This is a genomic window from Micromonospora sp. NPDC093243 (assembly GCF_044753725.1).
In the GTDB taxonomy this organism is placed as follows: domain Bacteria; phylum Actinomycetota; class Actinomycetes; order Mycobacteriales; family Micromonosporaceae; genus Micromonospora.
This window is the reverse complement of the sequence record NZ_JBIVNT010000007.1, coordinates 1-22,041: the sequence shown is the minus strand read 5'-3', so window position 1 is coordinate 22,041 and position 22,041 is coordinate 1. Positions and strand designations below refer to the sequence as shown.

At 72.5% G+C, this 22,041-nt stretch carries 21 protein-coding genes and 1 pseudogene; 11 read left to right on the top strand and 11 right to left on the bottom strand.

Translation table 11 applies throughout. The features are described from left to right. Nucleotides 1-3: 3 nt before the first annotated feature. A complete protein-coding gene (locus tag ACIP9D_RS23410; RefSeq protein WP_350872988.1) occupies nucleotides 4-618 on the top strand; it encodes a DUF402 domain-containing protein in 615 nt (204 codons plus the stop codon). A 182-nt stretch (nucleotides 619-800) separates the two neighbouring features. Here ACIP9D_RS23410 and ACIP9D_RS23405 read toward each other — a convergent pair whose 3' ends face one another. From ACIP9D_RS23405 to ACIP9D_RS23385, 5 genes are all read right to left on the bottom strand, one after another. Next, nucleotides 801-1,862 carry an ABC transporter permease gene (locus ACIP9D_RS23405; RefSeq protein WP_350872987.1) on the bottom strand — a complete coding sequence of 354 codons (1,062 nt, stop codon included), beginning with the start codon at nucleotides 1,860-1,862 and terminating at the stop codon, nucleotides 801-803. Then, complete coding sequence (locus ACIP9D_RS23400) at nucleotides 1,859-2,752, bottom strand: ATP-binding cassette domain-containing protein (RefSeq protein WP_350872986.1); 894 nt, start codon at nucleotides 2,750-2,752, stop codon at nucleotides 1,859-1,861. Before ACIP9D_RS23400 ends, ACIP9D_RS23405 begins: the two co-directional genes overlap by 4 nt. A gap of 82 nt (nucleotides 2,753-2,834) precedes the next feature. Next, on the bottom strand, nucleotides 2,835-3,527 hold the full coding sequence (locus tag ACIP9D_RS23395) for a response regulator transcription factor (protein ID WP_350872985.1): 693 nt from the start codon (nucleotides 3,525-3,527) through the stop codon (nucleotides 2,835-2,837). Beyond that, nucleotides 3,524-4,798: a sensor histidine kinase gene (locus ACIP9D_RS23390; protein ID WP_350873372.1), complete on the bottom strand. Its 1,275-nt coding sequence runs from the start codon at nucleotides 4,796-4,798 to the stop codon at nucleotides 3,524-3,526. The genes ACIP9D_RS23395 and ACIP9D_RS23390 overlap by 4 nt, the downstream gene beginning before the upstream one ends. A gap of 19 nt (nucleotides 4,799-4,817) precedes the next feature. Then, nucleotides 4,818-5,207, bottom strand: a complete 390-nt coding sequence (locus ACIP9D_RS23385; protein WP_350872984.1) for a hypothetical protein — start codon at nucleotides 5,205-5,207, stop codon at nucleotides 4,818-4,820. Between the two features lie 188 nt (nucleotides 5,208-5,395). Here ACIP9D_RS23385 and ACIP9D_RS23380 point away from each other — a divergent pair, with 188 nt between their 5' ends. Together ACIP9D_RS23380 and ACIP9D_RS23375 are read left to right on the top strand one after the other, a co-directional pair. Beyond that, a complete protein-coding gene (locus ACIP9D_RS23380; protein ID WP_350872983.1) occupies nucleotides 5,396-6,202 on the top strand; it encodes a helix-turn-helix transcriptional regulator in 807 nt (268 codons plus the stop codon). Continuing rightward, complete coding sequence (locus ACIP9D_RS23375) at nucleotides 6,193-6,405, top strand: DUF397 domain-containing protein (RefSeq protein ID WP_350872982.1); 213 nt, start codon at nucleotides 6,193-6,195, stop codon at nucleotides 6,403-6,405. Before ACIP9D_RS23380 ends, ACIP9D_RS23375 begins: the two co-directional genes overlap by 10 nt. A 64-nt stretch (nucleotides 6,406-6,469) precedes the next feature. On the opposite strand, the gene ACIP9D_RS23370 is transcribed toward ACIP9D_RS23375, so the two are convergent. The 3 genes from ACIP9D_RS23370 to ACIP9D_RS23360 all read right to left on the bottom strand — a co-directional run bounded on the left by ACIP9D_RS23370 (nucleotide 6,470) and on the right by ACIP9D_RS23360 (nucleotide 8,561). Then, entirely contained in the window at nucleotides 6,470-7,420 is a 951-nt protein-coding gene (locus ACIP9D_RS23370; RefSeq protein WP_350872981.1) for a permease prefix domain 1-containing protein, read from the bottom strand. Then, entirely contained in the window at nucleotides 7,417-7,758 is a 342-nt protein-coding gene (locus ACIP9D_RS23365; protein WP_350872980.1) for a PadR family transcriptional regulator, read from the bottom strand. Before ACIP9D_RS23365 ends, ACIP9D_RS23370 begins: the two co-directional genes overlap by 4 nt. A gap of 149 nt (nucleotides 7,759-7,907) precedes the next feature. Then, complete coding sequence (locus ACIP9D_RS23360) at nucleotides 7,908-8,561, bottom strand: hypothetical protein (RefSeq protein ID WP_350872979.1); 654 nt, start codon at nucleotides 8,559-8,561, stop codon at nucleotides 7,908-7,910. Nucleotides 8,562-8,705: 144 nt separating this feature from the next. On the opposite strand from ACIP9D_RS23360, the gene ACIP9D_RS23355 reads away from it, so the two are divergent. Beyond that, nucleotides 8,706-10,190, top strand: coding sequence for a serine/threonine-protein kinase (locus tag ACIP9D_RS23355; RefSeq protein ID WP_350872978.1), 1,485 nt, complete (start codon nucleotides 8,706-8,708; stop codon nucleotides 10,188-10,190). 9 nt (nucleotides 10,191-10,199) lie between these two features. On the opposite strand, the gene ACIP9D_RS23350 is transcribed toward ACIP9D_RS23355, so the two are convergent. Further along, the gene (locus ACIP9D_RS23350) at nucleotides 10,200-10,751 is read right to left on the bottom strand and encodes a hypothetical protein (RefSeq protein ID WP_350872977.1); all 552 of its coding nucleotides are present in this window, start codon (nucleotides 10,749-10,751) and stop codon (nucleotides 10,200-10,202) included. Then, entirely contained in the window at nucleotides 10,744-11,283 is a 540-nt protein-coding gene (locus tag ACIP9D_RS23345) for an RNA polymerase sigma factor (RefSeq protein ID WP_350872976.1), read from the bottom strand. The genes ACIP9D_RS23350 and ACIP9D_RS23345 overlap by 8 nt, the downstream gene beginning before the upstream one ends. Nucleotides 11,284-11,507: 224 nt before the next feature. Between ACIP9D_RS23345 and dnaE the strand changes: the two genes are divergently transcribed. The 7 genes from dnaE (at nucleotide 11,508) to ACIP9D_RS23310 (ending at nucleotide 21,414) form a co-directional block, all read left to right on the top strand. Next, nucleotides 11,508-15,041, top strand: a complete 3,534-nt coding sequence (dnaE, locus tag ACIP9D_RS23340) for a DNA polymerase III subunit alpha (RefSeq protein ID WP_350872975.1) — start codon at nucleotides 11,508-11,510, stop codon at nucleotides 15,039-15,041. A 381-nt stretch (nucleotides 15,042-15,422) separates the two neighbouring features. Further along, on the top strand, nucleotides 15,423-16,463 hold the full coding sequence (locus tag ACIP9D_RS23335; protein WP_350872974.1) for an aminotransferase class V-fold PLP-dependent enzyme: 1,041 nt from the start codon (nucleotides 15,423-15,425) through the stop codon (nucleotides 16,461-16,463). Between the two features lie 312 nt (nucleotides 16,464-16,775). Next, the gene (locus tag ACIP9D_RS23330; RefSeq protein WP_350872973.1) at nucleotides 16,776-17,537 is read left to right on the top strand and encodes an ABC transporter ATP-binding protein; all 762 of its coding nucleotides are present in this window, start codon (nucleotides 16,776-16,778) and stop codon (nucleotides 17,535-17,537) included. Beyond that, the gene (locus tag ACIP9D_RS23325) at nucleotides 17,524-18,216 is read left to right on the top strand and encodes an ABC transporter ATP-binding protein (RefSeq protein ID WP_350872972.1); all 693 of its coding nucleotides are present in this window, start codon (nucleotides 17,524-17,526) and stop codon (nucleotides 18,214-18,216) included. The genes ACIP9D_RS23330 and ACIP9D_RS23325 overlap by 14 nt, the downstream gene beginning before the upstream one ends. 45 nt (nucleotides 18,217-18,261) lie before the next feature. Further along, nucleotides 18,262-19,512, top strand: a complete 1,251-nt coding sequence (locus ACIP9D_RS23320; protein WP_350872971.1) for an ABC transporter substrate-binding protein — start codon at nucleotides 18,262-18,264, stop codon at nucleotides 19,510-19,512. Between the two features lie 7 nt (nucleotides 19,513-19,519). Further along, nucleotides 19,520-20,401, top strand: coding sequence for a branched-chain amino acid ABC transporter permease (locus ACIP9D_RS23315; protein ID WP_350872970.1), 882 nt, complete (start codon nucleotides 19,520-19,522; stop codon nucleotides 20,399-20,401). Next, the gene (locus ACIP9D_RS23310; protein WP_350872969.1) at nucleotides 20,398-21,414 is read left to right on the top strand and encodes a branched-chain amino acid ABC transporter permease; all 1,017 of its coding nucleotides are present in this window, start codon (nucleotides 20,398-20,400) and stop codon (nucleotides 21,412-21,414) included. The genes ACIP9D_RS23315 and ACIP9D_RS23310 overlap by 4 nt, the downstream gene beginning before the upstream one ends. A 283-nt stretch (nucleotides 21,415-21,697) precedes the next feature. Here ACIP9D_RS23310 and ACIP9D_RS23305 read toward each other — a convergent pair. Next, a pseudogene (locus ACIP9D_RS23305) lies at nucleotides 21,698-22,041 on the bottom strand (hypothetical protein); the annotation flags it as partial.

Genomic DNA, 22,041 nt, shown 5'->3' with positions numbered 1-22,041 from the left:
GCCGTGACGGCACGACGTTTCGCGCCGGGCGACGTGGTCGTCCGGCGCGAAGTGCTGCTCGGCGAGGTCTGGTTCGGTTGCCCGACCATCTGCGTCGAGGACTCGCCCGACCTGCTCGCCCTCTACCTGCCGCCGGGCGCCGAATTCGGCTTCCCGGAATCCGGCACGTTTCCGTGTGGCCGGCACCCGTGGCAGACCGCCGGGCATCGGGCCTGGAGCGGCCACGGCAAGCTGATGCTGCAACGCCCCGGCGAGGCGCACTCGGTGGACGTCTTCTGGTCGGGGCCGGAGCGCGCCTTCGCCGGCTGGTACTTCAACCTCCAGGACCCGCTGCGGCGCACCCCCGTCGGGGTGGACACCCTCGACCACGAGTTGGACCTCTGGTGGGGCGCGGACGCCGAGCGCTACGTCTGGAAGGACGTGGAGATGTTCGCGCAGCGCCTCGAGGAGGGGCGCTACCCGGGGATGGCCGACGCGATCCGCGACGAGGGCGACCGGATCGCCGCGCTGCTCGACGCGGGCCGACGCTGGTGGGACGAGAGCTGGGCCTCCTGGCAGCCCGACCCGGCCTGGCCGGTGCCCCGCCTGCCCGCCGGCTGGGACACCGTCCCCTGCTGACCGGCGCGACCCCCGCGCCGGACCGGCCAACCCCGCCGGGCCTGCCAGCCGGAACCCGCCGGACGGCCCGCCCGGCGGGGTGATCCACTCCAGATCGCCGACGTGGCGGTGTCCGCGTGACCGGGACACCGCCACGTCGGCGACGTGGAGTCGATCGTGTCGCTGCGCCGGGCTCGGCCGGTTCAGCCGAGCGTCTCGCGGGTCCGCCAGGCCGTCCGCACCGAGGTGCGCCCGTTGGTACGCAGCAGCGCGCCCTCGTACACCCGGGCGCCGGCCAGCAGGAACGCGGCGGCCGTGGCCAGCAGCAGGATCAGCGACAGCACCGGCTCCCAGCCGGCCGCGTCCCCGGTGAACAGCCGCAGCGGCATCGCGGTCGGCGCGGAGAACGGCAGGTAGGACAGCACCCGCATGGCGGTGGCGTTGTCGTTCAGGAAGATGACCGCGAAGAACGGCAGCATCACCGCGAGCTGCACCGGCATCGACACGCCACCGATGTCCTCCAAGCGGTTGACCAGCGCCCCCGCCGCCGCCCACATCGCCGCGATCAGCACGAAGCCGAGCAGGAAGAACGGCACGAACCAGCCGATCGCCGGCCCCAGCAGGGTCAGCAGCCCGGTGTCGCCGCCGAACGCCATGCCGGCCACCGCGACCAGGGCGACCAGGGCGATCTGGCCGAGGGCGAGCAGGGTGCCGGCGACCATCTTGCCGGCCAGCAGAGCCCGTACCGGCACCGCGGCGACCAGGATCTCCACGATCCGGGTCTGCTTCTCCTCGATGATGCTCTGCGCGATCTGCACGCCGAAGGTCTGCGACGTCACGAAGAAGACGAACGCGAAGACGAACGGCACCAGGAAGGCCACCACCGGGTCCACCGCGTCCGGGTCCAGCAGCCGGACCGGCGGCTCGCTGCTCAGCGCGGCCACCACGTCGTCGGGGGCCTCGTCCATGGCGAGCACCGCCGGGCCGGCGACGACCGCGGCGTCCACGTCGCCGTCGCGTACGGCCTGCTCGGCGGCGCGGTCGTCGGGCACCGTCCGCACCTCCAGCCCGGCCGCGCGCAGCGGCCCGGCCGCCTGCTCGGTCACCGCCACAGTGGACGGCCCGCCGGAGAACAGCGGCGGCAGGATGGTCGCCGCCGCGGCGATGAGCAGGAAGAACAGCGTGCTGATCAGGAACGTGCGGTCGCGTAGCTTGACCCGGATCTCCCGGGCGGCGACCAGGCGGGTGGCCTCGAAGGTGTTCACTGGGCGACCTCTCGGAAGATCTCGGCGAGGGAGGGGCTGACCGGCCGGAAGGCGCGGACCGGACCGCGGGCCAGCGCCGCGTGCAGCACCGGCTGCTCGTCGGCGCCGGGGGCGAGGTCGAAGACCGCGCGGGCGCCGTCCAGGTCGACCAGGGTCACCCCGGGCTGATCGCGCAGCCAGCCGGCGTCGGCCTCCACCACCAGCTCGAAGCGGGGCGAGGTGTACGAGGCGCGCAGCTGCTCACGGCTGCCGGCGGCCCGGATCACCCCGTCCCCGATGATCACAAGGTCGTCGCAGAGCCGCTCCACCACGTCCAGCTGGTGGCTGGAGAAGAGCACCGGCACCCCGGTGGCGGCCCGCTCGCGCAGCACCGCGACGACCGTGTCCACGGCCAGCGGATCGAGACCGGAGAAGGGCTCGTCGAGCACCAGCACCGCCGGGTCGTGCACCAGCGCGGCGGCGATCTGGGCCCGCTGCTGGTTGCCCAGCGACAGCGTCTCCAGCAGATCGTCGCCGCGCTCGCCGAGACCGACCCGCTCCAGCAGCGCGTCCGTGCCGCGGCGGGCGGCCTCGGCGGTCATGCCGTGCAGCCGGCCCAGGTAGGTCACCTGTTCCCGGACGCTCATCTTCGGATAGAGGCCGCGCTCCTCCGGCATGTAGCCGAAGCGCCGACGGATCTCCCGGGTCAGCGGCGCGCCCTGCCAGCTCACCCGCCCGGCGTCGGCGGCGAGCACGCCGAGGATGATCCGCATGGTGGTGGTCTTGCCGGCGCCGTTGCCGCCGACGAAGCCGGTCATCCGACCGGCGACCACGTCGAAGGACACGTTCTTGAGCACCTGGCGGTCGCCGAAGCTCCGGTCGATGCCGTCGAGGCTTAGCACACTGGTCACGGCGTCCACGCTAGATCCGCGGCTGCCGGCCGCCGTCCGCCCGCCGGTGGAGATCCGGGGTCCACCGCGCGGGGGAGGCCCGTCACCCGCCCGGCCGGACCACCCCGTGCTCGTAGGCGAAGACCACCGCCTGGACCCGGTCGCGCAGGCCGAGCTTGGCCAGCACCCGACTGACGTGTGTCTTCACCGTCGCCTCGCCGAGGTGCAGCTCGGCGGCGATCTCCGCGTTGCTGGCGCCCCGGGCGAGCCGGGCCAGGACGTCACGTTCGCGCGGGGTCAGTTCGTCCAGCGCCGCCTCGCCGGTCCGGGGGTCGGCGGCGGCGCCGGGCCGGGCGAAGGTGGCGATCACCCGTCGGGTGATTTCCGGGGCGAGCAGGCCGTCGCCCCTGGCCAACACCCGGATCGCCTCGACCAGCGCCTCCGGGGTGCCGTTCTTGAGCAGGAAGCCGCTCGCTCCGGCGCGCAGCGCGGCGAAGAGGTAGTCGTCCCGATCGAAGGTGGTGAGGATCAGCACGGCCGGCCCGTCGGGGTCGTCCGTGCCGGTGATCCGCCGGGTCGCCTCCAGGCCGTCGACGCCGGGCATCTGCACGTCCATCAGCACCACGTCGGGGCGTACGGCGCGGGTCATGCTCACGGCCCGCTCCCCGTCGGCGGCCTCGCCGACCACCTCGATGTCCTCCTCCACCTCGAGGATGACCCGGAACCCGGTACGGACGAGGTGCTGGTCGTCGGCGAGCAGCACCCGGATCGGCCGGTCGACGCCCGGTGCGCTCACGCCGACTCCCGTACGGTGGCCGGCACCGGGAACCGGGCGCGTACCCGCCAACCGCCGCCGGCGCGCGGGCCCACCTCCAGCTCGCCGTCGTGCGTGGTGACCCGCTCCCGCATCCCGACCAGGCCCAGCCCGTCGGCGTTGGGCGGGCGGGTGGCCCGTCCGTCGTCGGTCACGTCGACCTCCACCTCGGTGGCCAGGTACCGGATCCGGACGTCGAGCACGCCGGCGCCGGTGGCGTGTCTGAGCACGTTGGTCACCGCCTCCTGGACGACCCGGTACACCGCCTGGGAGAGCGACTCCGGCAACGGCGCCGGGTCCCCGTACACCCCGAGGGTCGCCCGGAGCCCGGCGTCGCGGGCCCGCTGCACCACCGCGTCGACCTGGTCGATGCCGGCGGGCGGCTCGGCGCCCGCCGGGCCGACCTCCGAGGCGCGCAGCACGCCGAGCATCCGGCGCAGCTCGTCGACGGCGTTGCGGGCGGACTCCTCGATCGCGGTCAACGCCGTGCGGGCCTTGTCCGGGCTCCGGTCGATGACCCGCCGGGCCGCTGACGCCTGCACGCCCATCACCGACACGTGGTGGGCCACCACGTCGTGCAGCTCCCGGGCGATCCGGACCCGCTCGCCGATCACCGCCCGCCCGCGCGCCTCGGCCTGCGAGCGGCGCAGCTCCTCCGCCTGCGCCGCCAGCTCGTGCTGACGGCGGGCGGCCAACCACGCGGTCTCCCCGAAGAAGTACGCGAGACCGAAGTAGAGCACGTTCACCAGCACGCCGCTGACGATCGCGGCGAGCACGGGAGGCACCGGCCCGACGGCGTGGGCGAACGCGTCCTCGGGGATGCCGCCGATGGAGATCGCGTAGTACACCCCCAGCCAGACGAACATGGTGGCGATGACGCCGATCCGCAGCCGCCGGGCCAGCCGGCGGTCCTGCCCCCACGCGCCCAGGGTGTAGAGGGCGGCGAACAACGCCCACGAGGAGAGCTGCGTCTCCGGGGCGGAGCGCGCCTGCGCGGCGATGAACGCCGCCGACACGACCAGCGTGGTGGTCGCGGGGAACCGCCGCCGCCAGATGAGCGGCAGGGTCACCGCGACGGTCCAGAGGATCTGCTCCGGCCAGGACGGCGGCGGGCCGAGCAGGAACGCTCCGGTGCTGCGGGTCAGGGTGAGGCTGAACAGGGCAAGCACGGTGATGGCCAGCCCGCCGTAGAGGTCCAGGCGCCGCTGCTCCGGGGTCGGCCCGCGCCGACGCCAGTCGTCGCCCGTGTCGATGTTCACCTGGTCAACGATCTCATCCCGCCGGCCGGCGCCGTCCGGGTGCCCGGCCCGGCCGAAGAATCCCGCTCGGGTGGCGGGTGCCGCGCTGCGGCGCGGGTGATGTGGCGGCCACCCGGTCGAGCAACCGGTCCACCCGGCCGCGCTCGGCGTCCGACCCTGTCGGTCGGGTCCATGCGACGAAGCGCGTGAACAGTTCCGCCGGGTCCGGCGGGTGTGGCCATAGCCGCAGCCAGTCTCCGGCGGCCTCGTGCAGCAGCACGCAGAGGTAGACCGAGAGCCCCACCGGGTCGTGCGCGTACTCGACACGCAGCGCCAGCTTCGCCGGCTGGCACGGCCACGGTGCGGCGCAGGCCCGGCACCGCCAGGCCGGCCGAGCGGCGACGTGCCGGTCCCGGCCGGTCACCGTTCATCCCGGCGTACGAACTCCGCCCAGTCACGCATGTCGCTCCTCCTCGTCGTGCCTTGTTCACACTCTGCTGCCGAGCCGACTACGGTCGGAAGGCGTCGACGGTCCACCGCCCGGTGGTGCCGCCGGCGCGGCCATCGGTGGTTGGCAGTGGCGGACGGTGGCGCGGTTGTGGTGGAGGCGTGATGGGCGAGGGGCAGCTGTCGACGTTGGAGTTTCTCGGTGGCGAGCTACGCCGAAGTCGTCGTGATCGCGGGCTGAGTCAGGAGGAATTGGCCCAGCAGATCAACTACTCGTCGTCGCTGATCGGCATGGTGGAGATCGGCCACCGGACCCCGTCGCAGGATTTCGTCGGTCGGGTGGACGCGGCGCTGGAGTCCGGCGGCTTCTTCGAACGCCTGCTGACGCTGGTCCGGGCGGACGCCGCTCCGCCGTGGCTACGGGAATGGATCTCCGTCGAGGCGGAGGCCACCCTGATCCGCTGGTTCGAGCCGTCCCTGATCCCCGGCTTGCTCCAGAGCGAGGCGTACGCCCGCGCGGTGCTCACCGGCGGCGGCATGCTGCGCGAGGCCGAGGTCGAGCAGCGGGTAACCTCGCGGCTGGCCCGCCAGGCCGTGCTGACCCGGGAGAGCCCGCCCGAGGTGGTCTTCGTCGTCGACGAGACGGTGCTGCGCCGGCAGATCGGAAGCTCGGCGGTGATGGCCGATCAGTTCGGGCGCCTGCTGGACGTCACCGCGCTGCCGCACGTCGACCTGCTGGTGGTGCCCGCCGACGCCGGCATGCACGCCGGGCTGGCCGGCGCGTTCATCCTGGCCCGGACTCCGGAGGGGGGCGAGGTGGCGCATGTCGACACCCCGCTGCGCGCGCACGTGAGCGACCGTTCAAATGACGTTGATAGCCTTCAACGCAGGTGGGAGAGCCTGCGCGGCGAGGCGTTGCCCCGCCGGGCGTCGCGGGAGCTTATTGCGGAGGTGGCGCAGTCATGGACCTGATCGGTGCGATCTGGCACAAGTCCACCCGGAGCGACAACGGCGGGTCCACCTGCGTCGAGGTGGCGACGAACCTGGCCGGCGTGGTCGGCGTACGGGACAGCAAGGACCGGGGCGGGCCGGTGCTGGCCTTCGCCCCCGCCGCCTGGACCGGCTTCCTCGCCGCAGCCACATCCGGGGAACTGCGGGCCGGCGAAGGCCGGTAGCCGACCCGAACGCGCCGCGGCCCGGCACCCCTCGGGGGTGCCGGGCCGCGGCGTGATCCGTCGGTCAGTGCCGGTTGCGGTAGGCCTTGATCGTGCTGTCGACGACGTCCCAGAGCGTGATCAGGATCGTGCTGACCACCACCACGGTGGCGACGGTGTTCAGGTTCTCCTCCCGCCCGAGCCACTCCCAGCGGGCCACGAAGTCCGGGTTGAGCAGCCGGTCGGTCGACATCAGCCAGATCACCGGCACCGCGAACGCCAGGTCGAGCAGCGCGTTCACCGCCACCAGCGGCCAGGTCCAGCGCCCGGCCCGGTACTTGGCGAACTCCAGCCCGACGGTGGCGACCAGCACGGCGATCAGGAACGGCAGCCAGAAGCTCCACAGGGCCGGGTCGAGGATCGGCAGGTTGCCGCCGTTCGGGTTGGGGACGAACGAGTGGAAGTGCTGCACCGGCAGGTACGCGATGACCAGGACGAGCCAGCCGATGCCGGCGGCGGTGTCGGTCAGGGTGATCTGCCGGTCGGCGCGGTATTCGGGGAGCTGGTCGACGGTCCAGTCCGGCAGGTTGAGCGGAGTGTTGGTCCGCTCGAGGATCGCGAAGACCAGGGTGACCCAGAAGGCGATCTGGATCGCGACCTCGATGGCGCTGCCGATCCCCGCGCCGACCGCCCCGCCCGTCTTGTCGCCGTCGGTCGCCTCCAGCAGGCCGACCACGATGCCTACCAGGGCCGGTATGAAGGAGAGCAGCAGCTTGAGCAGGCGTTCCCAGGCCAGGTAGTAGGTCGGCCCGATGAGCTGCAGCCGGCGGTCGGCGTAGCGGGCGGCGAGCTGCGCCGGGTTGCCCAGCTCGGTGAGCACCTCCCGCTCGGCGGTGGCGGTGTCGTGTCCGTCGGCCGTCCGGCCCTCGATCATGTCGTCGATCGACGCGCGCAGCTCGGTGGCGATCTCTTCGCGGCGCGCGGCCGGGACCGAGCGCAGGGTGGCGGCGAGGTAGCGGTCGGTCAGGGAGGTCATCGGTCCACTCCTTGGATCAGGCCGGTCAGGGAGGTCTGTACGGCGGCGAGGTCGTCGAGGAGTCGGCCCAGCAGCGCCTCGCCCGAGTCGCTGGTCCGGTAGAACTTGCGCGGTCGGCTCTCTTCGGTGTTCCACTCGCTGGTCAGCAGCCCCTGCTCTTCGAGGCGCCGCAGCAGCGGGTAGAGCGTGTTGGCGTCGACCGGGAAGCCGTGGCCGGTGAGCCGTTGTAGCAGCGCGTAGCCGTAGCCGGGTTGGCGCAGGGCGACCAGGCTCGCCACCACGACCGTGCCCCGCCTCAGCTCCTGAAGATGGGTCCGGAGGATCTCGTCGCTGACCATGCGTCACACGATACTGTGTGCCACACAGCATTGTCTACCCCCATAACATCGTGGCAGCTCACGATGATGTGAGCGAGCCGCGCCTGGGCGGGGGTGGCACGCCGACGGCCCGGTCCGCGAGTGCGGACCTGGCCGTCGCGTCGCTCGGGTCAGCAGGACGGCGCGTGCCGGAAGTTCCGCTCGACGAAGGAGGCCGGCCCGACCTGGAAGTAGCCGACCCCCGGACGGATCGGGTGACCGGTGAAGAGCTCCACCCGGGATCCGTACCGGACGAGGTAGGCCGAGGCGGTTCCGGCGTCGTTCCAGACCAGCGCGCCGCGCCGGCCGTAGATCGCCTCCAACTCGGCGAAGGACATGCCGACGGTCGCGCCGGCGGGAGAGTGCGGCGGCGCGGTGGCCGTACCCACCTCGATCAGCCGACCGGCCGAGAAGGCCAGCAGGATCACGCCGGCCCAGGCGCCGGTGACCCCGGCGTGCTGGACGCCGGCGCACCCCGGCGCCACCCAGTCGATCAGGCCGGCCGCGGTGAGCCGATCCAGGCGCGCGCCGATGCGGAACGGGCCGGCACCCCGGACGCTCAGCACGGCGGTCTGCGCGGGCCGGACGGCGGTGGCTGTCCGGCCGCTCGCCGAGCCGGCGGAGGCCGCCACGGTCGCCGGCACCACCGCCCGGACGGGCGCGGGCGAGGCGTCGGCGAGGGCGGCGGCGTGGGGCGCCGCGACGGCCGGGGCGGCGACGGCCACCGGCGCGACGGCGGTGAGCGCCAGCAGGCCGGTGAGGACGGTGGACGGGAGACGGTTCATGGTGGATCTCCTTCCGGAATTCGAGCTCCTGTCCTGTTGGTCTCCGCCACGGCCGCTCCGGTTCGTCGGGTACCCGACCCAGCCGGCGGACGTCTACCGTCGAGGGATACGGCGGCCCGGTGCCGATCGGCGGGGGTGATGTGGTTGACCGCGCCGAGCTGGATCGGGCCCTACCGGGTCGAGCGGCTGCTCGGCGCGGGGTCGTTCGCGACGGTGTGGCTCGGCCACGATCCGGTCCTCGACTGTCGAATGGCGATCAAGGTGCTGGCCGAGAACTGGAGCCACGACCTGCGGGTCCGGGAGCGGTTCCTCGACGAGGCCCGGCTGCTGCGGCGGCTGGAGCACGAGCGGCTGGTCCGGGTGCACGCCGTCGGCGAGCTGACCGACGGCCGCCCGTACGCCGTGCTGGCCTGGGCCGACGGCGGCAGCCTGCGGGACCGGCTGGCGCGCGGGCCGCTGCCGGTGCCGGACGCGCTGGCCCTGCTGGACCAGATCGCCGCGGGCGTCGCCGTTCTGCACCGGCACGACGTGGTGCACCGCGACCTGACCCCGGGCAACATCCTCTTCCGCAGCGGACCGCGGGCCGGGTCCGGGCCGCCCGGCGAGCACGGATCGGGGCCCGAGCGGGTGCTCATCGCCGACCTCGGGCTGGCCAAGGCGCTCGCCGCCGCGTCCGGGCTGACCGCCCGGGCGGGCACCCCCGGCTACATGGCGCCCGAGCAGGACGACCCGCTGGCCGTGGTGGACACCCGCGCGGACGTGTTCGGGCTGGGCCGGCTCGGCCTGCGCCTGCTCGGTGCCGCCGCCGTACCGCCCAACCCGCCGGCCCGGCCGCCCGACCGGGATTCCGGCGCGCCGGTCCGGCTGCGCGACGGCGTACCGCCGGCGGTCGCCGCCGTGCTGACCCGGGCCACCGCCTCCCGCCCCGCCGAGCGCTACCTGGACGCGGCCGCGTTCCGGGCGGCGCTCGCCCGGGCCGTCGGCGGCGGCTCGGAGCGGGCGGCGGTCGCAAAGAGGCGGCCGGTCCGCCGTCGAACCGCCAGCGCCGGCTCGGACCGGGCGACGGGTCGAGGGAGGGGGCCGGTACGCCGCCGGCTCGCCACCGCCGGCGCGGGCCTGCTGGCGCTCGCCGCGCTCGGCCTGCCGGCCGGCGACGCGGGCACCCGCCGCCACACCGCCGGCACCGCCGCCAGCGGGCCGGTGAGCGTGGCACTGCCGGCCGGGTGGCGGGCCACCGGCACCGGCTGGTCCGGCCAGTACGGCGACGACGGCCTCCTGGAACCCGCGCTGGTGATCTCGCCCGAGCCGGCGCGGTGGGCGGCGGACCCGAGCGTGCCGGGCGCCTTCGTCGGCCTCTCCGCCAGCACCGCCCGGCGCACCACCGTCGAGGGCTGGTTGGCGGAGCGTCCGCACGCGGACTGCGTGCCGCAGCCGGTGCGGCGGACCCGGCAGGGCGGGATCGACTGGGTGGTGGCGGGCTTCACCTGCCCGGCGGGGCGGTCGGTCATCGTGGAGGCGGCCGGGCTCGCCGCCGGGTCGGCCGGCCTGCTCTACGTGCAGGTCACGCCGCCGCCCGGACGCGGCGCGGACTTCGTCGACGCGCTGCTCGCCGGGGTGCGGGTCGGTTGACCCGGCCGGTCAGACCACCACCACGCTGATGGTGTGCGCCGCGTCGGCCTGCGGGATGGTCACCGCGACCGTGCCGGCGCGCAGGAACCGGATGTCCACCACCCCGGCCTCGTAGCTGCGGGAGACCAGGTCCTGCCGGTCCACGGTGACCTCGCCCGGGCCGATGCCGATGATGCGCAGCACCGCGCCGGGGGCGAAGCAGAGCGACCGGATCAGGGTCAGCTCGGTCTCGGCGAGCACCAGGTCGTAGCGGACCGCGCCGAGGCAGGCGCTCGGCAGCGCGGTCGGCGAGGCCGACGGCGTCCGCGTGGCCGGAGTGCGAGTCGGTGCGGGCAGGGCGGCCGGCGGCCGGCGTACGGTCGGCGCGCCGGTGCTCGGCGGCGGGGATGCCGCCGCGGTGGTCGGCCCGGCGGCGGTGGTGGGGCTGGTCGGCGCCGGCGGCCGCACCGGCAGCGGCGCGACCGGGGTGGCGTCGCCGCAGGCCGCCACACTCACGGCCAGCGCGGCGGCGATGGTCGCCACCGCGCCGGGCCGGCGGGCCGGGCGGCCGGGCTCAACCACCGGACATCCGCTGCCGGACCTGCTGCCGGGCCTGGTGCAGGCGGGACTTCACGGTGCCCTCCGGCACGTCGAGCAGGGCGGCTATCTCCCGGTAGTCCAACCCGAGCACGTCGCGCAGGGTGACCGCCTCGGCCAGTTCGGGCCGGACCGCGTCGAGCGCGTCGAGCAGGTCGAGCCGGGTGCCGGCCACCACGCTGGTCCGCCGGGGATCCGGCGCCTCGGGCAGCGGCACGCCGCCGGCCTCCACCAGCCAGCGCCGGCGCAGCACCCGGTAGGTGGAACGGGCCCGGTTGGCGGTGAGCCGGTACAGCCAGGTGTGGAACGCCGAGCGCTGCTCGAACCGGCTGATTCCCCGGGCCACCGCCAGCAGCGCGTCCTGGCAGGCCTCCTCGGCGTCCTCGCGGTGCGGCAGCAGGCGGGCGCAGAGTCGCAGCACCTCGGGCCGTATCGCCGCCAGCAGCGCGTCGAGGGCGGCCGGGTCGCCGCGCGCGGCTGACCGGGCCAGCTCGTCGGTACCCTCCGGGAGGGGCATCGGCGCCTCCAGTCGTTCGCCGGAGTGCGGGCCCATCCAGGCTATGGCCGCCGCGGCCCGGGCGCGCGGGGGAGTCCGGCAGCCGACTGCCGGCGTCCGGAGAGATCCACACCACCCGGCCCGTGGATCCTCCGCGCGGCTGCTGGAGAGGGCCCCGGCAGCGGGGATAGGGTAGGCCGACCGACCTCGACCATCCCATGATCCGACCCGGGGGGGCGCTCTGCATGGGCGATTCGTTCGCGCATCTGCACGTGCACACGGAGTACTCGATGCTCGACGGAGCGGCCCGGCTCAAGGATCTGTTCGCCGAGGTCAGCCGGCAGGGAATGCCGGCGGTGGCGATGACCGACCACGGCAACATGCACGGCGCGTACGACTTCTACAAGCAGGCGACGGCGGCCGGTGTCACCCCCATCCTCGGCATCGAGGCGTACGTGGCGCCGGAGTCGCGGTTCCACAAGCAGCGGGTGAAGTGGGGCCGCCCGGAGCAGAAGAGCGACGACGTCTCCGGCAGCGGCGGCTACACGCACAAGACGATCTGGGCGCGGAACAAGACCGGCCTGCACAACCTCTTCGCGCTGACCTCCCGCGCGTACACCGAGGGTTTCTTCGTCAAGTGGCCGCGGATGGACGCCGAGCTGATCGCGGAGTACTCCGACGGCCTGATGGCGACCACCGGCTGCCCCTCGGGTGAGGTGCAGACCCGGCTGCGGCTGGGCCAGGACGCGCAGGCGTTGGAGGCCGCGGCGAAGTACCAGGAGATCTTCGGCCGGGAGAACTACTTCCTGGAGCTGATGGACCACGGCCTGGACATCGAGAAGCGGGTCCGGGACGGTCTGGTCGAGATCGGCCGCAAGCTCGGCATCCCGCCGGTCGTCACCAACGACTCGCACTACACCCACGAGGTGCAGTCCGAGTCGCACGACGTGCTGCTCTGCGTGCAGACCGGCAGCAACATCGCCGACCCCAACCGGTTCAAGTTCGGCGGCAGCGGCTACTTCATCAAGTCGGCCGACGAGATGCGCGGCGTCGACGGCTCCGACGTGTGGCTGGAGGGCTGCCGCAACACTTTGCTGGTGGCCGAGAAGGTCGACCCGGCCGGGATGTTCGAGTTCCACAACCTGATGCCGCGCTTCCCGGTACCGGAGGGCGAGACCGAGGAGTCCTGGTTCCGCAAGGAGACCTTCGCCGGGCTGGTCCGCCGCTACCCGGGCGGCATCCCGGAGGGGCACGTCGTCCAGGCGGAGTACGAGCTGGGCGTCATCAACCAGATGGGCTTCCCCTCCTACTTCCTCGTGGTCGCCGACTTCATCCAGTGGGCCAAGAAGCAGGGCATCGCGGTCGGTCCGGGCCGTGGCTCGGCCGCCGGCTCGCTCGTCGCGTACGCCCTGGGCATCACCGACCTCGACCCGATCCCGCACGGCCTGATCTTCGAGCGGTTCCTCAACCCCGAGCGCGTCTCCATGCCGGATGTCGACATCGACTTCGACGAGCGTCGGCGCGGCGAGGTCATCCGGTATGTGACCGAGAAGTGGGGCGAGGACAAGGTCGCCCAGATCGCCACCTTCGGCACCATCAAGGCGAAGGCCGCGATCAAGGACTCGGCCCGGGTGCTCGGCTTCCCGTACGCGGTGGGCGACCGGATCACCAAGGCGATGCCCCCGGCCGTGATGGGCAAGGACATCCCGCTCACCGGCATCTTCGATCCGAAGCACCCGCGTTACGCCGAGGCCGGTGAGATCCGTGGTCTCTACGAGTCCGACCCGGACGTGCGCAAGGTCATCGACACCGCGAAGGGCATCGAGGGGCTGATCCGGCAGACGGGCGTGCACGCCGCCGGCGTCATCATGTCCGCCGAGCCGATCATCGACCACATCCCGCTGATGCGCCGGGACGCCGACGGGGCGATCATCACCCAGTTCGACTACCCGAACTGCGAGTCGCTCGGGCTGTTGAAGATGGACTTCCTCGGCCTGCGAAACCTGACGATCATCGACGACGCGGTCAAGAACATCCAGCTCAACCACGGCAAGCAGCTCGACCTGCTGGCGTTGCCGCTGGACGACAAGGCCGCGTACGAACTGCTCGCCCGGGGCGACACCCTCGGCGTGTTCCAGCTCGACGGCGGGCCGATGCGCTCACTGCTGCGGCTGATGAAGCCGGACAACTTCGAGGACATCTCGGCCGTCCTGGCGCTCTACCGGCCCGGCCCGATGGGCGTCGACTCGCACACCAACTACGCGCTGCGCAAGAACGGCCTCCAGGAGATCACCCCGATCCACCCGGAGCTGGAGGAGCCGCTGCGGGAGATCCTGGAGCCGACCTACGGCCTGATCGTCTACCAGGAGCAGGTGCAGCGCGCCGCGCAGATCCTCGCCGGCTACACCCTCGGCCAGGCCGACCTGCTGCGCCGGGCGATGGGCAAGAAGAAGAAGGAGATCCTCGACAAGGAGTTCATCCCGTTCCGGGACGGCTGCCGCGAGCGCGGCTACTCCGACGAGGCGATCCAGGCGGTGTGGGACGTCCTGGTGCCCTTCGCCGGCTACGCGTTCAACAAGGCGCACTCCGCCGCGTACGGGCTGGTCTCCTACTGGACGGCGTACCTGAAGGCGCACTACCCGGCCGAGTACATGGCCGGGCTGCTCACCTCGGTCGGTGACGACAAGGACAAGATGGCGCTCTACCTGTCCGAGTGTCGCCGGATGCGCATCCAGGTGCTGCCGCCGGACGTGAACACCTCCGCCGGGCCGTTCACCCCGGTCGGCAAGGACATCCGGTTCGGCCTGGCGGCGGTGCGCAACGTCGGCGCGAACGTGGTCGCCTCGATCATGCGCTGCCGCGACGAGAAGGGCGAGTACGGCGACTTCTACGACTTCCTGTCGAAGGTCGACGCGGTGGTCTGCAACAAGAAGACCATCGAATCGCTGATCAAGGCCGGTGCGTTCGACTCGCTCGGGCACACCCGCAAGGCGTTGCTCCAGGTGCACGCGGACGCCATCGACGCGTACGCCGACGTGAAGCGCAAGGAGGCCACCGGCCAGTACGACCTCTTCGGCGCCGGCTTCGGCGATGTGGAGACCTCCGGCAGCAGCACGGTCATGCCGGTGATCGGCGACGGCGAGTGGGACAAGCGCGACAAGCTCGCCTTCGAGCGGGAAATGCTCGGCCTCTACGTCTCCGACCATCCGCTGTTCGGCCTGGAGCACATCCTCAACGCCGCCGCGGACACCACCATCGCCGCGCTCGCCGAGGACGGCGCGGTGCCGGACGGCGCGGTGGTCACCCTCGCCGGCATCCTCTCCGGCGTGCAGCGCCGGGTCACCAAGCAGGGCCGGGCCTGGGCCTCGGCCACCCTGGAGGACCTCGCCGGCGGGGTGGAGACCCTCTTCTTCCCCAACACCTACGAGGTGATCGGGCAGTACATCGCCGAGGACGCGATCGTGGTGGTCAAGGGGCGGGTCGACCGCCGCGACGACACCCCGCGCATCATGGCGATGGACATGTCCATGCCGGACGTCAGCACCAGCGCGACGAACAAGCCGGTGACCCTGACCATCCCGGTGCACCGGTGCACCCCGCCGCTGGTCGAGCGGCTCAAGGAGACCCTGGTGCTGCACCCGGGCGACACCGAGGTGCACGTCAAGCTGCTCAACGGCGGCAAGACCACCACCCTGCGGCTGGGTCCGTTCCGGGTCGCGGCCACCACCGCGCTGATGGGCGACCTGAAGAGCGTCCTCGGCCCGGCCAACGTCAGCTGACCCCGCCCGGCGACCCGTCTGACCAGCAGATATAACGCTGAGTACACCTCCGCGCCAGGTAGCGGCCCTACGGTCGTCCGGGGCGCACCGGGGTGGTGCGCACGACCCTCGACCCTGGGAGCCACCATGGAGCAGGTGCTCATCGCCATCGCGGTGAACGTCCTCAGCGCCGCGCTGATCGCGCTCGTCACCGCCGCCGTCCGACGCTTCGCGGCGCCCGCGACCTGACCCGTTCGGTCTCGCCCCGATCCTCGACCGCGTCGCCGCGGCGATCCGGGCCGCCCGGGCAGGGCGACTGACGCCGGATTCCGGCGCGCGGCGAAGGCCGCCGACCTCGCATTGGCCGTCCGCCGAAACGACGGGCGGCGTTAGCGTCGGCCCATGGAACTCGACGAGGCGCAGAAGTTGTGGCAGCCGGAGCCCGGCTGGTTGAACACCGCCAGCTACGGGCTGCCGCCCGAGCCGGCCTGGGCGGCGTTGCAGGAGGCGCTGGCCGACTGGCGGATCGGCCGGACGTCCTGGGAGGGGTGGGGCGAGGCGGTCAACCGGTCCCGCGCCGCCTTCGCCCGGCTGATCGGCGGCGTACCGGCCGAGGACGTGGCGGTCGGCAGTACGGTCTCCCAGCTGCTCGCCCCGGTCGCGGCGGCGCTGCCCGCCGGCTCGACCGTGGTGGTGCCCGAGGTCGAGTTCACCTCCAACCTCTTCCCCTGGCTGGCGCAGGCCGAGCGGGGCGTGCAGGTGCGCACCGTTCCGCTCGCCGGGCTGGTCGACGCGATCGACGCGGACACCGACCTGGTCGCGTTCAGCCTGGTGCAGTCCGCCGACGGCGCGCTCGCCGCGTACGACGAGATCGTGGCGGCGGCCCGCGCGCACGGCGCCCTGGTCGCGGTCGATGCCACCCAGGCCTGCGGTTGGCTGCCGTTCGACGGCGGCCTGGCCGACGTGGTCGCGGTGGCCGCCTACAAGTGGGTGATGGGGCCGCGGGGCGCGGCGCTGGCCTACCTGGCTCCGACGCTGCGCGAGCGGCTGCGGCCGGACGCCGCCGGCTGGTACGCGGGCCGTGACCCGCACGCCTCCTACTACGGCCCGCCGTTGCGGCTGGCCGAGGACGCCCGCCGCTTCGACATCTCGCCGGCCTGGTTCAGCTGGGTCGGCCTGGCGCCCGCCCTCGACCTGCTCCTCGACGTCGGGCTGCCGGCGATCCGGGAACACGACGTCGCGCTGGCCAACCGCCTGCTCACCGGGCTCGGCCAGCCGCCGGGGGAGAGCGCGATCGTCACCGTCGAGGTGCCGGACGCGCAGCACCGGCTGGAGCGGGCCGGCGTCCGCGCGGCGGTACGCGCGGGCCGGGTCCGCGCCTCCTTCCACCTCTACTCCACGGTGGACGACGTGGATCTGGCCCTGGACGCGCTCACCTCCTGACCGACCAGCGCGCCGCCCGGACGCCGGGCGGCGCGCGGCCCCGGCGGCGTCGCAATCACCGGATGCCCGCGCGGTCGAGGTGGGGCCGCCACATGCCCGGTGGTCGCATCCCGGGCACTGACCACCCTCGATGGCTGTCGAGCCGGGCCGTAACGGGTGGCGGTGGTGACCGGGTACGGGTCGACGCATAGGAATATGTGGCTGATCGACATGGCTCGACTCCGGCACCCCGCCGTAGGTTTCCTGCACGCGACGGCCATGTGACCACGGTCACCGTTCCGACCGTCGCCGGAGACCTCGGAGGACATGGCGATGGCCGGGCAAGCGATCCTGTCGGCTCGCGGGCTGACCCGCGATTTCCGGGGCTTCCGGGCGGTCGACGGGGTCGACCTCGACATCGCGCCGGAGAGTGTGCACGCGCTGGTCGGCCCGAACGGCGCCGGCAAGACCACCCTGTTCAACATGCTCACCGGGTTCCTGCGGCCCAGCAGTGGGCGGATCGAGCTGGCCGGCCGGGACGTCACCGGGCTGCCCCCGGAGCAGGTCGCCCGGCTCGGCGTGGCCCGCTCCTTCCAGATCACCAGCCTCTTCCCGCAACTCTCCGCGCAGGAGCACGTCGAGCTGGCGTTGCAGTCGCCCAGCGGGCTGGGCTGGCGGTTCTGGCGCTCGGCGAAGCTGATGGGCCGCTACCGCGACCGGGCCGCCGAACTGCTCGACATGGTCGGGCTCACCGAGCTGGCCCTGGCGCCCGCCGAGGCGCTGGCGTACGGGCGCAAGCGCGCGTTGGAGCTGGCCATCGCCCTCGCGCTGGACCCGAAGGTGCTGCTGCTCGACGAGCCGACCGCGGGCATGGGCCTGGAGGACGTCGACCGCACCGTCGAGCTGATCGGGCGGGTCCGCCAGGGCCGGACCGTGGTGATGGTGGAGCACAACATGAGCGTGGTCGGCCGGCTCGCCGACACGGTCACCGTGCTCCAGGCCGGCAAGGTCCTCCTCGAAGGCCCGTACGACGAGGTCCGCGCCGACGAGCGCGTGATCACCGCCTACCTGGGAGCCGCTGATGCTGCGCATTGAGAACCTCTCCGCCGCCTACGGCGAGGCGCAGGTCCTGCGGGACGTCAGCCTCGACGTCGCCGCCGGCGAGGTGGTCACCCTGGTCGGGCGCAACGGGGCCGGCAAGTCGACGCTGCTGCGCTGCGTGATGGGCCTGCACCAGGGTCAGAAGGGCACGGTGGAGTTCGACGGGCGGGACATCGGCCGACTGCCGGCCTACCGGCGGGCCCGGCTCGGGCTCGGCTGGGTGCCGGACGACCGGGGCAGCTACGCCACCCTGAGCGTCACCGAGAACCTCACCCTCCCGCCGACCGTCGGCCCCGACCCCTGGTCGCTGGAGCGGGTGTACGAGGCGTTCCCCGCCCTCTACGACCGACGCGACTCGGCCGCCACCATGCTCTCCGGCGGCGAGCAGCAGATGCTCGCCCTGGCCCGGGTGCTGCGGATGGGCGCCCGGCTGCTGCTCTGCGACGAACCGACCGAGGGGCTCTCCCCACTGCTGGTGCAGCAGGTCGGCGACCTGCTGCGCGAGGCCAAGCGGCACGGCGTCACCGTGCTGCTGGTCGAGCAGAACCTGCACTTCGCCACCGGCGTCGCCGACCGGCACTACCTGCTGGCCGAGGGGCGTGTGGTGGAGGCGATGGACAACTCCGAGGTGCGCTCGCGGGAACGCGAGCTGCTGTCGTACCTCGGCATCTGATCTGGACTGCTGACCCGCGCGTCACGCGCGGATGGAGGGAATGGCATGCGTAGGACCGTGGGTGTGGCCGCGGCGTCGGCCGCGGTGGTGCTGGTGGCCGGCTGCGGCGGAGGCGGGCCCCAGTCGGGCGGCGACCAGAAGCTGACCGGCGACAAGATCGTGCTGGGCGTGCTCAACGACCAGTCCGGGGCGTACTCCGAGCTGTCCGGCAAGAACTCGGTCAAGGCCGTCGAGATGGCCATCGCCGACTTCAAGGCCAAGCACGGCGACCAGGCGGTGACCAAGAACATCACCGTCGAGACCGCCGACCACCAGAACAAGCCGGACATCGCCAACAGCAAGGCCGCCGAGATGTACGACCGCAAGGGCGTCGACCTCATCCTTGACGTGCCCACCTCCTCGGCCGCGCTGAAGGTCGCCGACGTGGCGAAGGAGAAGAAGAAGCTCTACTTCAACATCGGCGCCGCGACGACCGACCTGACCGGCAAGAGCTGCAACAAGTACACGTTCCACTACGCGTACGACACGTACATGCTGGCCAACGGCACCGGCAAGGTCACCACCGAGCAGGTGGGCAAGAACTGGTACATCCTCTACCCGAACTACGCCTTCGGGCAGGACATGGAGAAGAGCTTCTCCGCCGCCATCACCGCCGCCGGTGGGCAGGTGGTCGGCAAGGACGGCGCGCCGTTCCCGAACACCAGCGGCGACTACTCCACCTACCTGCTCAAGGCCCCGACCCTGAACCCGAAGCCGCAGGTGCTCGGCACCATGCAGGCCGGCGCCGAGCTGGTGAACGTGGTGAAGCAGTACAACGAGTTCAAGCTGCGGGACAAGGGCGTCGGCCTCGCGGTCGGCCTGATGTTCATCACCGACATCCACTCGCTCACCCCGGCGGCGCTCGCCGGCACCACCTACACCGACGCCTGGTACTGGAACTTCGACCAGGAGAACCGGGCGTTCGCCGACCGGTTCCAGAAGGAGACAAGCACCCGGCCGTCCTTCGCCCACGCGGCCAACTACTCCGCGGCCATGCAGTACCTGGAGGCTGTGCAGGCCGCCGGCACCGACGACGCGGACACCGTGGTCAAGGGGCTGGAGGGCAAGGAGGTCAACGACGTCTTCCTGCGCAACGGCAAGATCCGCGCCGAGGACCACCGGGTCGTGCACGACGCGTACCTGGCCCAGGTGAAGCCGCAGTCCGAGGTCACCGAGCCCTGGGACTACGTCAAGGTGCTCAAGACCATCCCCGCCGCGGAGGCGTTCGCCGCCCCGTCGGCGGACTGCAAGATGTGACCAGGGCATGACCGGTTTCCTGCAGAACACGTTCAACGGGTTGGTGAGCGGGGCGTTCTACGCCCTGCTCGCCCTCGGGCTCGCGGTCATCTTCGGCATGCTGCGGGTGGTCAACTTCGCCCACGGCGCCTTCTACATGCTCGGCGCGTTCGGCGCCTACGTCCTGCTCGCCGAGGCGGGCGTGCCGTTCTGGGCGGCGCTGGTGATCATGCCGGTGGGGCTGGGCCTGCTCGGCATGGCGCTGGAACGGGCGGTCATCCACCGGCTCACCCGGCTCGACCCGCTCTACAACTTCCTGCTCACCTTCGGCCTGACGCTGATCCTCCAGGACCTGGTCAAGTCCCGGTACGGCGTGCAGTCCAGCCCGTACGCCACCCCGTCGGCGCTCAGCGGCTCGGTGAACTTCGGGCTCTTCGACTTCCCCACCTACCGGGTCTTCATCCTCGGCTTCGCCGTCCTGCTCTGCGTGGCCGTCTGGTGGGTGCTGACCCGCACCCGGATCGGGATGGTGGTCCGGGCGTCCACCGAGCGACCCGAACTTACCCAGGCGTTCGGTATCAACGTCGGACGCTGGGTCACCCCGGTCTTCGGCTTCGGCATCGGCCTGGCCGGTCTCGCCGGAGTGCTGGCCGCGCCGATGCGGGCGGTGAACCCGCTGATGGGCGCCGACCTGATCATCGTGGTCTTCGCGGTGGTGGTGATCGGCGGGCTGGGCTCGATCTTCGGGTCGGTCGCCGCGGGCTTCGGCATCGGCCTGGTCCAGGCGTGGGGCGAGGCGTACCTCTCGGACTTCCCGATCGTGTCCCAGACGATCGTCTTCATCGTGATGGCCGTCGTGCTGCTCTGGCGCCCGGCCGGGCTCTTCGGCCGTGAGGAGGCACCGGCATGACCAGCACCGTCGACACCCCGGAGAAGGCCGGCCGCCCGGCGCCGCCGTCCGGCCTGGTCGCGGTGGCCCGCGCCCCCGGCTGGGTCCGGTACGCGCTGCTCGGCGTCGGGCTCGCCGCCGCGCTGTGGCTGCCGAACGGGCTCTACCCCGCGGTGGCCGTGGACATCCTCTGCTGGGCGCTCTTCGCCGTCGCGGTGGACCTGCTGCTCGGCTTCACCGGGCTGATGTCCTTCGGGCACGCCGCGTTCTGGGGCACCTCCGCGTACGTCACCGGGCTGGTCGCGATCCACGCCGGCCTGCCGTTCCCGGCGGCCGTGCTGGCCGGGGCGCTCGCCGCCGCGGCGCTCGCCGTGCCGATCGGCTACCTGGCGGTGAAGCGGACCGGCATCTACTTCGCGATGGTGACCCTCGCCTTCGCGCAGATGGTCTACTACGTGGCGAACGAGTGGCGTTCGGTCACCCGGGGCGAGAACGGCCTGCAGGGCGTGCCCCGGTCGTTCTTCGGGATCGACCTGACCGACGACTTCTACTTCTACTACGCGATCCTGCCGATCGTGCTGCTCGGCCTCGCCGCCGCGTGGCGGATCGTGAACTCGCCCTTCGGTCGGGTGCTGGTCGGCATCCGTGACAACCCGGCCCGGGCCCGGGCACTGGGCTACCCGGTGCACCGGTACAAGCTGACCGCGTTCGTGCTCTCCGGATTCATCGCCGGGCTCGGCGGGGGTCTCTTCGCCGTCGGGCACCGCTTCGTCTCCCTCGACACGCTGCACTGGACCACGTCCGGCAAGGCGGTCATCGTCGTGGTACTGGGCGGCATCGGCACGCTCTGGGGCGGGGTGCTCGGCGCGGCCATCGTGGTCCGCTTGGAGGACTGGCTGTCGTTCTCCGGCTTCGAGGCGATCGGGCTGGTCACCGGCGGCATCTTCGTCCTGGTCGTACTGCTGTTCCGGCGCGGCATCTGGGGCAGCGCCGCCGCCCTGGCCCGACGCTGGATGGCCCGCCGCCAGCGCTAACCCCACCCGCCCGGGCGGCGCGAACGGAGACTCGGTGGCTGCCGGACGGCAACCGACGCCGCCGGACCCGTTCCGACTGCGTGCCGGCGGTGGCGGCTTGTGACGCCATCAGCTACCGGCGCGTGGTTGTGCGGCGCGCCTGACCGGTTCGCCGGCGCAGAGGAGATTGGAGATCTTGGACAGTTTCCGTTCGCGGCTGACGGTAACTGTCCAAGATTGGCGCCGAAGACGCCGCTGGCCGGCACCCGTGTCGGGTGCCGGCCAGCGGTCAGATCGTGCGGTGTCAGCTGTTCCAGTGCTGGGCGACGAGGTCGGCGGCCTGCTGCTCCCACTGGGCGTAGGCGTCCGGGTAAGCCGACACCTGCACCGTCTGGGCGGCTTCGGTCAGCGGCATGTCCTGCCACCCGTCGACCTGCTTGAGACCCTTCTGGAACGCCATCGTCGAGTAGATGGGGTCGGTGATCTGCTCCGGGGTGCCCCAACCACTGGAGGGGCGCTGCTGGAACAGACCCAGCGAGTCATGGTCGTTGGCGTCGCCGAGGTGGCCGAGGTTCTCCAGCTTCGACTCCTGCAGGCTGGTGGCGATCGAGATGACCGCGGCCCGCTCGTCCAGACCCGACTTCTTCG

What these genes read in the sequence shown, in the direction of transcription:
- ACIP9D_RS23380 (WP_350872983.1), top strand. Translation starts at nt 5,396, where the DNA reads ATGGGCGAGGGGCAGCTGTCGACGTTGGAGTTTCTCGGTGGCGAGCTA.
- ACIP9D_RS23375 (WP_350872982.1), top strand. Translation starts at nt 6,193, where the DNA reads ATGGACCTGATCGGTGCGATCTGGCACAAGTCCACCCGGAGCGACAAC.
- ACIP9D_RS23370 (WP_350872981.1), bottom strand. Translation starts at nt 7,420, where the DNA reads ATGACCTCCCTGACCGACCGCTACCTCGCCGCCACCCTGCGCTCGGTC.
- ACIP9D_RS23365 (WP_350872980.1), bottom strand. Translation starts at nt 7,758, where the DNA reads ATGGTCAGCGACGAGATCCTCCGGACCCATCTTCAGGAGCTGAGGCGG.
- ACIP9D_RS23360 (WP_350872979.1), bottom strand. Translation starts at nt 8,561, where the DNA reads ATGAACCGTCTCCCGTCCACCGTCCTCACCGGCCTGCTGGCGCTCACC.
- ACIP9D_RS23345 (WP_350872976.1), bottom strand. Translation starts at nt 11,283, where the DNA reads ATGCCCCTCCCGGAGGGTACCGACGAGCTGGCCCGGTCAGCCGCGCGC.
- dnaE (WP_350872975.1), top strand. Translation starts at nt 11,508, where the DNA reads ATGGGCGATTCGTTCGCGCATCTGCACGTGCACACGGAGTACTCGATG.
- ACIP9D_RS23335 (WP_350872974.1), top strand. Translation starts at nt 15,423, where the DNA reads ATGGAACTCGACGAGGCGCAGAAGTTGTGGCAGCCGGAGCCCGGCTGG.
- ACIP9D_RS23330 (WP_350872973.1), top strand. Translation starts at nt 16,776, where the DNA reads ATGGCCGGGCAAGCGATCCTGTCGGCTCGCGGGCTGACCCGCGATTTC.
- ACIP9D_RS23325 (WP_350872972.1), top strand. Translation starts at nt 17,524, where the DNA reads ATGCTGCGCATTGAGAACCTCTCCGCCGCCTACGGCGAGGCGCAGGTC.
- ACIP9D_RS23320 (WP_350872971.1), top strand. Translation starts at nt 18,262, where the DNA reads ATGCGTAGGACCGTGGGTGTGGCCGCGGCGTCGGCCGCGGTGGTGCTG.
- ACIP9D_RS23315 (WP_350872970.1), top strand. Translation starts at nt 19,520, where the DNA reads ATGACCGGTTTCCTGCAGAACACGTTCAACGGGTTGGTGAGCGGGGCG.
- ACIP9D_RS23310 (WP_350872969.1), top strand. Translation starts at nt 20,398, where the DNA reads ATGACCAGCACCGTCGACACCCCGGAGAAGGCCGGCCGCCCGGCGCCG.